Here is an 11999-nt window from a genome sequence, read left to right as displayed (position 1 = left end):
GCGCGGGCGGTCAGCACATCAACAAAACCGACTCCGCCGTCCGCATCACCCACCTGCCCACAGGCATGGTGGTCGAGTGCCAAGACGGCCGCAGCCAACACGCCAACAAAGCGCAGGCGATGAAAGTCCTCGCCGCCCGCCTGAACGACGCGCAAAAACGCGAAGCCCAAGCCAAAGAAGCCGCCGAACGCAAATCCCTCATCGGCAGCGGCGACCGCAGCGAACGCATCCGCACCTACAACTACCCCCAAGGCCGCGTGACCGACCACCGCATCAACCTCACCCTGCACAAGCTGGATTTTGTGATGGACGGCGATTTGGAAGAAATCACCAACGCCCTGATTACCGAACATCAGGCCGAGCTTTTGGCGGCGATGGGCGACTGATGGGGCGGTTAACGCTTGGTGCCAAAGCGTGAAGGCAGGCTTGATGGCGGAAAAACAAGTTCTGCCAAGACATATAGTGGATTAACTCTAAATCAGGACAAGGCGACGAAGCCGCAGACAGTATAGTACGGAACCGATTCACTTGGTACTTCAGCACCTTAGAGAATCGTTCTTTTGAGCTAAGGCGAGGCAACACGCCGTACTGGTTTAAAGTTAATCCACTATAAATCAAGCCTCAGCCGTCGCCCGCCGTCCTTTCCGTAATCATAAAATCCTATGCGGAAATGACGGCGCTCCTAAAAAGCCTTCCCATCGTCCTCAAACGCAAACCCAGATAAACCGATTTCACGCAGCCCCCAATACCCCGCCCCTTTTCAGATGACCCATCCCAACCCATGAACACCCCGCTCACCCGCCGCCGTTTTTTCGCCATCGCTGCCCTGACTGCCGCCGGAGCGGCCACGCCCTTCCTCCTGAACCGCAACCGCCCTGCCCCGTTACCAACTACCGGCGAGCCCGTCATTTGGAAAGGCATCGCGCTGGGTTCCGGCGCCGAGCTCCGCCTCTTCGGCGTTGACCGCAAAGAAGCCGAAATCCTTGTCAACAAAGTCCTCGCAGAAGTCGCCCGCCTCGAAAAAATCTTCAGCCTCTACCGCGAAGACAGCCTGATCAACCGACTGAACAAAGAAGGTCGTCTGAACAATCCGCCGCCCGATTTCCTCGCCCTGTTGAGCATCTGCCGCGACATCCACGCCCTGACAGACGGCGCGTTCGACCCCACCGTCCAAGTGCTGTGGAACCTTTATGCAGACCATTTCCGCCGCAACCCGCGTGCCGAAACCCCGCCGTCCGAACCGGACATCCGGCGCACTCTCAAACTCGTCGGTCTCAAACACGTCGTCTTCGACCAAAAAGCCATCATCTTCGAACAAAAAGGCATGGGCTTATCCCTCAACGGCATTGCCCAAGGCTACATCACCGACAAAGTCACCGCCCTGCTGCAACAACACGGCATCCGCCAAGCCCTCGTCGATATGGGCGAAATCCGCGGTTTCGACACCGACAACCAACGCACATGGAACGTCGGCATCCGCAATCCCCAAAACGAAGAAGCCACTCTCCTGACCATCCCCATGCAAAACCAAGCCTTCGCCACCTCAGGCGGCTACGGTACCGTGATGGACGAAGCCGGCAAGTTCACCCACCTCTTCGACCCGCGCACCGGTACTGCCACACCGCGCTACCGCAGCGTCAGCGTCATGGCGCCGACTGCCGCCGTTGCAGATGCCTTCTCCACCGCGTTCTCCATCATGGACGAAGCCACCATCCGTACCGCAGCCCGCGCCAAACAGGCAAAAGTCTGGCTGGTCATGCCCGACAACCGCATTGAAACCCTAGCCTGAACGACTTATCCGCTAAAATGGTGTACTACAAAGAAACGCAGCTATAAGGTCGTCTGAATGCCCAAACTCCATCAAATCATCGAACGCCATTGGCAACGCCCCAATCCGTTTTTATCTTTTCTGCTCAAACCCTTATCCAAGCTGTTTGCCAAAATTGCGGCGAAACGGCGCGATAATTTCGTTTCGGGTCGTCTGAAAAGCGAAAAGCTGCCCGTGCCTGTGGTCGTGGTCGGCAATATCCACGCGGGCGGGACGGGAAAAACGCCGATTGTCGCCGCGCTGGTGTCGGGTTTGCAAGAAAAAGGCGTCAAGGTCGGCATTATCAGCCGGGGCTACGGGCGCAAGAGCAAAGCGGTTCATGTATTGAATGCTGAGAGCCGTGCGGAAGATGCGGGCGACGAGCCTTTGCTGCTGTTCCGTAAAACCGGCGCGCCGACGGCGGTGGGCAGCAGCCGTGCACAGGCAGGCAGGGCGTTGCTGGCGGCGCATCTTGACATTGGGCTGATTGTGGCGGACGACGGCTTGCAGCATTATGCTCTGCGGCGGGATGTGGAAATCGCGGTGTTTCCGGCGGCGGATACGGGGCGGACGGATTTGGATTTGCTGCCCAACGGCAGTTTGCGCGAACCTTTGTCGCGTCTGGATTCGGTGGACGCGGTCGTCGTCAGCGGCGGCAAGGCGGATGCGTCGTTTGCGCCGTCTGAAAACATGTTTCACAGCCGCATCGAAACGGGACAGATTTACCGTTTGAACCAGCCGTCTGAAATACTGGATACAGGTCGTCTGAAAAACCAAACCGTCGCCGCCGTGGCGGGTATCGCCAAACCGGAGCGCTTTTTTGATTCGCTACGGAACATGGGCATCACCTTGAACCAAACCGTCGCGCTGCCCGACCATGCCGACATCACAGCGGCAGATTTGCCCAATGCGGACGCGGTCATTATTACGGAGAAAGATGCGGTCAAGTTTTCAGACGGCCTCAATCTGAATCATGTATGGGTGTTGCCTGTTTGTGCGATAATCGAACCTGATTTGGCGGAATTTGTGTTAGAACGGCTGAAAGATTCCCGACAGGTCGTCTGAAATCAATTGATTCTTTGTTGCTGTTTATCTTGAATAATAAGGAAATTTATGAACCTGAAAAAACTGCTGCTCACTTTCGTTGCCATTGCCGCCTGCTCCGCCGCAACAGCCGCGCCCCCAAGCGATAAGTCTTTAAATAGATGGATGGAAGTCCAGCATATCGAACGCGACTTTCTCAAAAATTTGACCAACATGGCGGAAGCACAAAACCGACAGCTCATGCAACCGATCATCTCCTCATATCCACCGGAACTGCAGCCGCAATTACAAGCCGCGTCAGACCGTTATATGAACAAAGTGTTTAAAGCTTATTTCACACCGCAACTTAGAAACAAATTAATGAAAGAAATAAAAAAAGTTGCCAAGGACGAGTTCACTCAACAAGAGATTGATGCCATGATTGCGTTTTACGAGACTCCCGTAGGACAATCTATCGTGGAGAAAAATTCGGCATTCATAAAAAAACTCGCCAATATAGGGGCAAGCGAAGCGGATATGAAAGAAATAGAAACAATCAGCGAACACTACCTAATTGAATTTGAAAACGAAATTAAAAAAATATTGTCTGAAGAATGTACCCCCTAAACCTTAAACAGGAGAAAAAGATGAAACTGAAAACCTTGTTATTGCCCTTCGCCGCGCTGGCATTGTGTGCCAACGCATTTGCCGCTACACCCAGCGACGCGTCGCTGGAGCGTCTGTTTGAAGTGCAGAAGATGGATGCCTTGTTGGACCAGTCTTTCCAAAGCATGGAAGGCATTGTGCTTTCTGATCCGAATGTACAGAAATTTTTGAAAGATGCGCCGGAAGAAAAACGTCCGCAGTTGGAAGCAGTCTTGAAAAAGTATGCAACCCGGTCGATTGCCGAAATCAACACGCCGCAAGTGCGCGCCCAGTTGCGTAAAGCGGCTTTAGACGGCATGAAGACGGTTTATACGCAAGAAGAAGTCAACGCATTGATTGGCTTTTACAGCACGGCGGTAGGTCAATCGATAATGGACAAAACGCCGCGCTATCTTGAGGCAACGGTGAAACCTATGATGGACATCCTTGCCGGCAAATACACCCAATCCAACCAAAGCGCAAACCTGAGACGTGAAATCCGCCAAATCATGTGCGAAGGCAAAAATCCTGCCCAAGCCTGCGCCAAACAGCCTAACAAACCGGCACGGAAAAAATAATGCCGCTTGAGGTCGTCTGAAAACGAGCGAAGCAAGTTTCGCCAAAACGAGCGAAGCGAGCTTCGCTAAAACCATCAAACCCGAAAGAAACCCATGGAAAAAAAATTCTTAGATATCCTCGTCTGCCCCGTTACCAAAGGCAGGCTGGAATATCATCAGGACAAACAGGAATTGTGGAGCCGTCAGGCGAAGCTGGCGTATCCGATTAAAGACGGCATTCCCTATATGCTGGAAAACGAAGCGCGTCCGTTGAGCGAAGAGGAACTCAAAGCATGACCGAATTCGTCGTATTGATTCCGGCGCGGCTGGATTCATCGCGCCTGCCTGGAAAAGCCTTGGCGGATATTCACGGCAAACCGATGGTCGTGCGCGTTGCCGAACAGGCGGCAAAAAGCAAAGCGGCGCGCGTCGTCGTTGCCACCGATCATCCCGATATTCAGACGGCCTGTCAGGCGCACGGCGTCGAAGTCGTCATGACTTCAAACCGGCACGAAAGCGGCACGACGCGCCTTGCCGAAGCCGCCGCCGCGCTGAAGCTGCCGCAGCATCTGGTGGTCGTCAACGTACAGGGCGACGAACCGCTGATTGCCCCCGAACTCATCGACCGCACCGCCGAAGTCTTGGTGGAAAACAACGTGCAGATGGCAACTGCGGCGCACGAATTGCACGATTTCGACGAATTTATGAATCCCAACGTCGTCAAAGTCGTCCTCGACAAAAACCGCAACGCCATTTACTTCAGCCGAGCCCCGATTCCCTATCCGCGCGATGCCATGCGCGCCGAAAAACGCGAATTGCCCGCCGAAACAGCCGTCCTGCGCCATATTGGCATTTACGCCTACCGTGCCGGTTTTCTGCAACGCTACGCCGAAATGAGCGTCTCGCCGCTGGAAACCATCGAATCGCTGGAACAACTGCGCGTCCTGTGGCACGGCTACCCGATTGCCGTCGAAACCGCCAAACAAGCCCCCGCAGCCGGTGTGGATACGCAAGAGGATTTGGACAGGGTCAGGGCTGCGTTCGAGGTCGTCTGAAATTGGGCGAAGCGGGTTTCGCCAAAACGAACAAAGCGGGTTTCGCCAAAATCTGAAATCAGTAGGTTTCGGCATTAGGTTTCGTTCGCGAGCCAAGCCTGCGCTGCGGGCTATTGAATTTGCCATCATCAGGAATTGCTATGAAACGCAGCATATTGATATTTTTATCCTGCATCGCCCTGCCTGCTTGCGCCGCCGATTTTTCCGCATACGTTCCCAAAGGCTGGAAAATCATCAAAAGCGTGGAGGGGGATTTAAACGACGACAATCAAGCCGATGCCGTTTTGGTGCTGCAAAAGCAAGACAAAGCAAACATCATCCTAAACGACTCTATGGGGCAAACCGAATCGGATACCAATCCGAGGATGTTGAAAGTATTGTTCAAACAGGCAGACGGTTACAAGACGGCTGTCGAAAACACAACGCTGATTCCGCCTGAAAGCGATAAAGATAAGGGCTGTCTTGACGACCCGTTTTCTGATGTCTCCATCGATAAAGGTCGTCTGAAAGTCCATTTTGAAGGGTTTTACAGTTGCGGAAACTGGTGGAAGGACCGCATTGACTACCTATTCCGTTACCAAAACAACCGCTTTCTCCTGATTGGATATTCATATCACGAATATCACAGAGCTTCAGGCAAAATTGAGGAGTACAGCGACAATTATCTGACTGGAAAGCGGAAGAGAACGACAGGCGGCAATGTGTTCGGTTCATCGAAAGACCGCCCGAAAGTCAAATGGGAAAGATTGAAAGCGAAACCTTATTATTTGGACGAGCCTTATCACGATTCAATAGAATGAGATAGGTCGTCTGAAAATGATGAGCCGTAAAAAGCTGTTTTTCAGTAAACACCAAACCGGATAATCCGTTTTACCCAAACACCAACAGAAAGCCTTTTATGACCGATTTACGCCATTTGAGCCGCGAAGAGCAAAAACTGCTTGCCGATGTTGCCCTGCTGGTTCAAAACGACGACCAAGAGTTTAACTATGAGATGTTGAAAGCCGCCGCACCGGATGAAGCCAGCGGCGAGTTTTGGTTCCGTATGGCGGAAACGCTCAGTACGCTGCCGCCGAACCGTTCGCTGGATTTGCGTTTGAACGGGGGCAGGCTGACAGTTGCCGTGTCGATTTTGTCGGTATTGCTGCAAGACAGCCCTGAAATTCCGCAGCTTTGGGCGCAAAAGGTGATTGCGCTCAACTACTTGGCACACGGGCATCAGACCCGCGCGCGCGGTTTGGCGCAGCAGGCGGACAAGGCGGCGGAAGCCAACGAGGAAGAGTATTTGGCGAAGACTTTATCGCAAAACCTGCTTTCCACTTTGAAAGAGGCACTGGAGCGGTTTCCCGAAGACACATGGTTTGCCGAAATGCGCGATGACGCATGGAAACATTTCGGCGCGGAACAGGCCGTCTGAAGTTTTGAACGATAAACGCAAGCCGTGTAAAATCATTTGAATCACGTTTCAAATCCATATCACTTAACAAGAAGGAACACCCATGAAAGTATTATTGTTAGGCGCGCCGGGGGCGGGCAAAGGTACTCAGGCACAATTTATCACCGCTGCGTTCGGCATTCCGCAAATTTCCACCGGCGATATGCTCCGCGCTGCGATTAAAGCAGGCACGCCGCTGGGTTTGGAAGCGAAAAAAATCATTGACGAAGGCGGCTTGGTACGCGACGACATCATCATCGGCATGGTGAAAGAACGCATCGCGCAAGACGACTGCAAAAACGGTTTCCTGTTTGACGGCTTCCCGCGCACGCTGGCACAAGCCGAAGCGATGGTTGAAGCGGGCGTGGATTTGGACGCGGTCGTTGAAATCGACGTACCCGACAGCGTGATTGTCGACCGCATGAGCGGCCGCCGCGTCCACTTGGCTTCCGGCCGCACCTACCACGTTACCTACAATCCGCCCAAAGTCGAAGGCAAAGACGACGTAACCGGCGAAGATTTGATTCAGCGCGACGACGACAAAGAAGAAACCGTCAAGAAACGCCTTGCCGTGTACCACGAGCAAACCGAAGTGCTGGTTGATTTTTACAGCAAACTGGAAGGCGAACACGCGCCGAAATACATCAAAGTTGACGGCACTCAGCCGGTAGAGGTCGTGAAAGCCGAAGTATTGGGCGCATTGGGCAAATAAATCGAAAAGGTCGTACCCACGGGCAGGCTTCGCACTCTGAAAACAGAAAATCAGGTTTCAGACGACCTATTTTTGATAAATAGCGTAATTGACAATAAAGATTATGCCTACGGGCAGGCTTTGCACTCCGAACCCAAAACGAAAACACCATGAATCCTTTAATCACCGACTTCCAAACTCCGCAACAACGCACCCCCGTCATCGTTGCCCTCGATTTTGCCAACGAAAAAGACACGCTCGGATTCGTCCGCAACCTTGATCCGACGTTGTGCCAAATCAAAATCGGCAAAGAGCTGTTTACCGCCACGGGGCGCAGTTTGGCGGAAAGCCTGATTCATCAGGGTTTCAAACTTTTTCTCGATTTGAAATACCACGACATTCCCCACACCGTCGCGCAAGCCTGCAAAGTCGCCGCCGACATGGGCGTGTGGATGGTCGATATGCACGCATCGGGCGGCCGCCGCATGATGGAAGCCGCCGCCGAAGCCGTTACCGGATACGGCACGAAGCCGCTCTTAATCGGCGTAACTGTGTTGACCAGTATGGAACAAAGCGATTTGGCGGAAATCGGTTTGAACATCGCCCCTGAAGAACAAGTCATCCGTTTGGCGAAACTGGCGCAAAGTTCGGGCTTGGACGGCGTGGTCTGTTCCGCCCAAGAAGCCGCGCCGCTGCGCCGCGAATTGGGGCAGGATTTTGGCTTGGTAACGCCCGGCATCCGCTTGGACGTTGCCGGCAACAACGACGACCAACGCCGCATCATGACGCCCGCCGAGGCATTGGCGGCAGGTTCGACTTATCTGGTGATGGGCCGCCCCGTTACCCAAGCCGCCGATCCGGTAGCCGTATTGCGCGAAGTGAACCGCGTGGCGAACCTTGAAGCAAACTGATTTTCAGACGACCTTACAGGTTGAGGCCGTCTGAAAAAACACAACGGAGGCAATATGCCCACCAAGTTCCAACAAGAAACCCTCAAATCCCGTTTCGCGCAAGCCAAAGTCCTTGTTGTCGGCGACGTGATGCTCGACCGCTATTGGTTTGGCGACGTGTCCCGTATTTCACCCGAAGCGCCCGTACCGGTGGCGAAAATCGGACGAATCGACCAACGGGCAGGCGGTGCGGCGAACGTCGCGCGCAACATCGCTTCGTTGGGTGGCAAAGCAGGGCTGTTGTCCGTAACCGGCGACGACGAAGCCGCCAATGCGCTCGACGCACTGATGGCGCAAGACGGCGTCGCTTCCTATCTGATGCGCGACAAACAAATCGCCACTACTGTCAAACTGCGCGTCGTCGCCCGCAACCAGCAGCTTATCCGCCTTGATTTTGAAGAACATCCCAACCGCGAAGTGTTGGAGCAAATCAAGCAGAAATACCGCGAAGTATTGCCCGAATACGACGCAATCATTTTTTCAGACTATGGCAAAGGCGGCCTGTCGCACATCTCCGATATGATAGATTGGGCAAAACATGTCGGCAAAACCGTATTAATCGACCCCAAAGGCGACGATTACGAAAAATACGCCGGCGCCACGCTGATTACGCCCAACCGCGCTGAATTGAAAGAAGTGGTCGGCAGTTGGAAAAACGAAAGCGAGCTGACCGAAAAAGCGCAAAACCTGCGCCGCCACCTCGACCTGAATGCCGTTTTACTGACCCGAAGCGAAGAGGGTATGACCCTGTTCAGCGAAGGCGAACCCATTTACCAGCCCACCCGCGCCCAAGAAGTTTACGACGTATCCGGCGCAGGCGACACCGTCATTGCCGGAGTGGGTTTGGGGCTGGCGGCAGGCTACACCATGCCCGAAGCCATGCACCTCGCCAATACCGCCGCCGGCGTCGTCGTCGCCAAACTCGGCACAGCGGTTTGCTCGTTTGCAGAGTTGAACAAAGCATTGGAAGAACAGTAATTTCTTTTTCAGACGACCCCATCTTTCCAAGGCCGTCTGAAACGAGTGCAACGAGTTTCGCCAAAACCAAAAATCAAAGGAAACCCAATATGACCATCATCGTAACAGGCGCGGCCGGCTTTATCGGCAGCAACATCGTCAAAACCCTCAACCAACGCGGCATTACCGACATCGTCGCCGTTGACAACCTGACCCGTGGCGAAAAATTCAAAAACCTTGCCGAGTGCGAAATCGCCCACTACCTCGACAAACACGAATTCATCCGCCAAGTGCGCGGCCATCTTCTGCCTTACGAAAACATCGAAGCCGTCTTCCACCAAGGCGCGTGTTCCGACACCATGAACTACGACGGCCTCTACATGATGGACAACAACTACCAGTACACGCTCGACCTCCTAGACTGGTGTCAGGACGAGCGCATCCCCTTCCTCTACGCCTCCAGCGCCGCCGTGTACGGCAAAGGCGAAATCTTCCGCGAAGAGCGCGAACTTGAAAAACCGCTCAACGTGTACGGCTACTCCAAATTCCTGTTCGACCAAGTATTGCGCCGCCGCATGAAAGAAGGCCTGACCGCCCAAGTCGTCGGCTTCCGCTACTTCAACGTTTACGGACAACACGAACAACACAAAGGCCGCATGGCATCCGTCGCCTTCCACCATTTCAACCAATACCGCGAACACGGTTACGTCAACCTGTTCGGAGCCAACGACGGCTACGGCAACGGCGAACAAACCCGCGACTTCGTCAGCGTCGAAGACGTCGCCAAAGTCAACCTCTACTTCTTCGACCACCCCGAACTCTCCGGTATCTACAACCTCGGCACAGGTCGCAGTCAACAGTTCAACGAACTCGCCGCCGCCACCGTCAACGCCTGCCGCGCCGCCGAAGGCAAACCTGAACTGAGCTTAAAAGAGCTGATAGAAGAAGAACTTATCCGCTATATCCCCTTCCCCGACGCGCTCAAAGGCAAATACCAAAGCTTCACCCAAGCCGACATCACCAAACTGCGCGAAGCCGGATACAAGGAAGAATTTTTGGATGTCAAAGCAGGCGTCGAGCGCTACGTCAAATGGATGCTGGAAAATTTGGCTTGATTTGAAATGCGTATGAAAGAGGTCGTCTGAAAACTCGGATTTGAGGTTTTCAGACGACCTTTCCCATACAAACCTCGTCTGAAACCCCTTATAATCCAACCTTTCCCCTTTCTTCCCACCCCCAATGTCCGAACTCTTCGCGCCCTCCTCCATTTCCGTATCCGAACTCAACGCCCTCGCCAAAGCCTTGCTGGAAGACCATCTTGCCGGTTTATGGATTGCGGGCGAAGTGTCCAATCTGACCCGTGCCGCCAGCGGGCATTATTATTTCTCGCTCAAAGACAGCCGCGCGCAGGTGCGTTGCGCGATGTTTAAAGGTGCGGCGGCGCGTTTGGCAAAGCCTTTGAAAGAAGGCGACCATATCGAAGTGGCGGGCAAAATCAGTATTTACGAGGCGCGGGGCGAATTTCAGATTACCGTGAACGAAGTGCGGCTCAAAGGCTTGGGGCAGCTTTACGAAGCCTACGAGCGGCTGAAGGCGCAGTTGCAGGCGGAAGGCGCGTTTGCGGCGGAACGCAAGAAACCTTTACCCGCCCGCCCACAATGTATCGGCATCGTAACCAGTCTAGCGGCGGCGGCTTTGCGCGATGTCGTTACCACCTTGAAACGCCGTGCGCCCGAAATTCCCGTCATCGTTTATCCGACCGCCGTTCAAGGCGCGGGCAGCGAGTTTCAGATTGCCCAAGCGATTAAAACCGCATCGCAACGCGCCGAATGCGATGTGTTGATTGTCTGTCGAGGCGGCGGCAGCATTGAAGACTTGTGGGCGTTTAATGAAGAGCCTGTTGTGCGCGCCATCGAAGCCTGCGCAATTCCTGTCGTCAGCGGCGTAGGACACGAAACCGATTTCACGCTCGCCGATTTCGTCGCCGACGTGCGCGCGCCCACGCCGACCGGCGCAGCGGAACTGGTCAGCCCCAACCGCCAAGAATCGTTACACCGTCTCGCCCAAGCCAAAGGTCGTCTGAAAACCGTTTTGGAACAACGCTATTTCGATGCCAGCCAAAAACTCGACTGGCTTGCGCGGCAAATCCGCCACCCGCGCCAAAAACTCGGCGAACAGCGCACCTACATCCGCAAACTGGCGCAAACCCTGTCCTACTCGATGACGCAAAACGTCCGCGCCCACACCGCCCGTTTCGAACGCCAAACCCAAGCCCTGAAACATTGCCGCCCTGATATTTCCGTTTACCGGCAAGACATCGACCGCTTTCAGACGACCTTGTCGCACGCCTTCCGCCAACTGCTTGTCCACCGCCGCCAAAGCCTGACCGCCCAAACCGCCCTGCTCGAAGCCGTATCGCCGCAGCAGATTCTGGAACGAGGGTTCTCCGTCGTCAAAAACACACGCGGACAAGTCATCCGCAACGCCGATGTTTTGAAGCAAGGGCAAAAACTGCACATCACTTTTGCCGACGGCCAAACCGACGTGCGCGTTACCAAAGAGCAGGCGCAGCGGGAATTGTTTGATTAATCGCCGGCTTGAATGAAAAAGGTCGTCTGAAAACGAGCGTAGCGGGTTTTCAGACGACCTTTTGATTTTGATGGTAAGCGTTTTCCTTCTGTTGACTGATGGAGAAAAGCAAGAAACAAAGCGATCGAAACCACGGATAAATACCGCAAAACCTGCCTTCCCCACCCCATCTCCTGCCGGACCAAATTTGGCGCAGATTACCGAATGCAGTGATTACCGATTGACTGAGTATTCAAACAAAACTCCCTGATTTCAATCTATAGTGAATTAACTTTAAACCAGTACGGCGT

General features: G+C 54.0%; 14 protein-coding genes. All 14 read left to right on the top strand.

Features of this window, described 5'->3' with window-relative positions; all coding sequences use genetic code 11:
• On the top strand, positions 1 to 386 hold a 386-nt coding region (locus tag HMPREF3050_RS10930; RefSeq protein WP_283122382.1), incomplete at its 5' end, for a peptide chain release factor-like protein.
• 395 nt (positions 387 to 781) lie between these two features.
• Positions 782 to 1789, top strand: coding sequence for an FAD:protein FMN transferase (locus HMPREF3050_RS10925; protein ID WP_070774809.1), 1008 nt, complete (start codon positions 782 to 784; stop codon positions 1787 to 1789).
• A gap of 57 nt (positions 1790 to 1846) precedes the next feature.
• Positions 1847 to 2872, top strand: a complete 1026-nt coding sequence (lpxK, locus tag HMPREF3050_RS10920) for a tetraacyldisaccharide 4'-kinase (RefSeq protein ID WP_070774808.1) — start codon at positions 1847 to 1849, stop codon at positions 2870 to 2872.
• A 48-nt stretch (positions 2873 to 2920) separates the two neighbouring features.
• Positions 2921 to 3457, top strand: a complete 537-nt coding sequence (locus HMPREF3050_RS10915; RefSeq protein ID WP_003756150.1) for a DUF2059 domain-containing protein — start codon at positions 2921 to 2923, stop codon at positions 3455 to 3457.
• Positions 3458 to 3477: 20 nt separating this feature from the next.
• Positions 3478 to 4053, top strand: coding sequence for a DUF2059 domain-containing protein (locus HMPREF3050_RS10910; RefSeq protein ID WP_070774807.1), 576 nt, complete (start codon positions 3478 to 3480; stop codon positions 4051 to 4053).
• Positions 4054 to 4146: 93 nt separating this feature from the next.
• Positions 4147 to 4329, top strand: coding sequence for a Trm112 family protein (locus tag HMPREF3050_RS10905; RefSeq protein ID WP_002238882.1), 183 nt, complete (start codon positions 4147 to 4149; stop codon positions 4327 to 4329).
• Positions 4326 to 5087 carry a 3-deoxy-manno-octulosonate cytidylyltransferase gene (gene kdsB, locus HMPREF3050_RS10900; RefSeq protein ID WP_070496841.1) on the top strand — a complete coding sequence of 254 codons (762 nt, stop codon included), beginning with the start codon at positions 4326 to 4328 and terminating at the stop codon, positions 5085 to 5087. Before HMPREF3050_RS10905 ends, kdsB begins: the two co-directional genes overlap by 4 nt.
• Before the next feature lie 140 nt (positions 5088 to 5227).
• Positions 5228 to 5887, top strand: coding sequence for a hypothetical protein (locus tag HMPREF3050_RS10895; RefSeq protein WP_070774806.1), 660 nt, complete (start codon positions 5228 to 5230; stop codon positions 5885 to 5887).
• A gap of 98 nt (positions 5888 to 5985) precedes the next feature.
• Positions 5986 to 6504 (top strand): 3-deoxy-manno-octulosonate cytidylyltransferase, encoded by a 519-nt coding sequence (locus HMPREF3050_RS10890; RefSeq protein WP_070774805.1) that lies wholly within the window; start codon positions 5986 to 5988, stop codon positions 6502 to 6504.
• 82 nt (positions 6505 to 6586) lie between these two features.
• Positions 6587 to 7234, top strand: a complete 648-nt coding sequence (gene adk / locus HMPREF3050_RS10885) for an adenylate kinase (protein ID WP_070774804.1) — start codon at positions 6587 to 6589, stop codon at positions 7232 to 7234.
• A gap of 149 nt (positions 7235 to 7383) precedes the next feature.
• Positions 7384 to 8124: an orotidine-5'-phosphate decarboxylase gene (pyrF, locus tag HMPREF3050_RS10880; protein ID WP_070774803.1), complete on the top strand. Its 741-nt coding sequence runs from the start codon at positions 7384 to 7386 to the stop codon at positions 8122 to 8124.
• Between the two features lie 54 nt (positions 8125 to 8178).
• Positions 8179 to 9141 carry an ADP-heptose synthase gene (gene hldA / locus HMPREF3050_RS10875; RefSeq protein ID WP_070774802.1) on the top strand — a complete coding sequence of 321 codons (963 nt, stop codon included), beginning with the start codon at positions 8179 to 8181 and terminating at the stop codon, positions 9139 to 9141.
• An 89-nt stretch (positions 9142 to 9230) separates the two neighbouring features.
• Complete coding sequence (rfaD, locus tag HMPREF3050_RS10870) at positions 9231 to 10235, top strand: ADP-glyceromanno-heptose 6-epimerase (RefSeq protein WP_070774801.1); 1005 nt, start codon at positions 9231 to 9233, stop codon at positions 10233 to 10235.
• 124 nt (positions 10236 to 10359) lie between these two features.
• Positions 10360 to 11709 (top strand): exodeoxyribonuclease VII large subunit, encoded by a 1350-nt coding sequence (gene xseA / locus HMPREF3050_RS10865; protein ID WP_070774800.1) that lies wholly within the window; start codon positions 10360 to 10362, stop codon positions 11707 to 11709.
• Positions 11710 to 11999 lie beyond the last annotated feature (290 nt).

The organism is Neisseria sp. HMSC065D04 (assembly GCF_001815675.1).
Classification (GTDB): Bacteria; Pseudomonadota; Gammaproteobacteria; order Burkholderiales; family Neisseriaceae; genus Neisseria.
This window is presented reverse-complemented; position numbering and strand designations above follow the sequence as displayed.

Bases quoted from the DNA above. Each gene is read 5' to 3' on its own strand.
- HMPREF3050_RS10925 (WP_070774809.1), top strand. From the start codon at position 782: ATGAACACCCCGCTCACCCGCCGCCGTTTTTTCGCCATCGCTGCCCTG.
- lpxK (WP_070774808.1), top strand. From the start codon at position 1,847: ATGCCCAAACTCCATCAAATCATCGAACGCCATTGGCAACGCCCCAAT.
- HMPREF3050_RS10915 (WP_003756150.1), top strand. From the start codon at position 2,921: ATGAACCTGAAAAAACTGCTGCTCACTTTCGTTGCCATTGCCGCCTGC.
- HMPREF3050_RS10910 (WP_070774807.1), top strand. From the start codon at position 3,478: ATGAAACTGAAAACCTTGTTATTGCCCTTCGCCGCGCTGGCATTGTGT.
- HMPREF3050_RS10905 (WP_002238882.1), top strand. From the start codon at position 4,147: ATGGAAAAAAAATTCTTAGATATCCTCGTCTGCCCCGTTACCAAAGGC.
- kdsB (WP_070496841.1), top strand. From the start codon at position 4,326: ATGACCGAATTCGTCGTATTGATTCCGGCGCGGCTGGATTCATCGCGC.
- HMPREF3050_RS10895 (WP_070774806.1), top strand. From the start codon at position 5,228: ATGAAACGCAGCATATTGATATTTTTATCCTGCATCGCCCTGCCTGCT.
- HMPREF3050_RS10890 (WP_070774805.1), top strand. From the start codon at position 5,986: ATGACCGATTTACGCCATTTGAGCCGCGAAGAGCAAAAACTGCTTGCC.
- adk (WP_070774804.1), top strand. From the start codon at position 6,587: ATGAAAGTATTATTGTTAGGCGCGCCGGGGGCGGGCAAAGGTACTCAG.
- pyrF (WP_070774803.1), top strand. From the start codon at position 7,384: ATGAATCCTTTAATCACCGACTTCCAAACTCCGCAACAACGCACCCCC.
- hldA (WP_070774802.1), top strand. From the start codon at position 8,179: ATGCCCACCAAGTTCCAACAAGAAACCCTCAAATCCCGTTTCGCGCAA.
- rfaD (WP_070774801.1), top strand. From the start codon at position 9,231: ATGACCATCATCGTAACAGGCGCGGCCGGCTTTATCGGCAGCAACATC.
- xseA (WP_070774800.1), top strand. From the start codon at position 10,360: ATGTCCGAACTCTTCGCGCCCTCCTCCATTTCCGTATCCGAACTCAAC.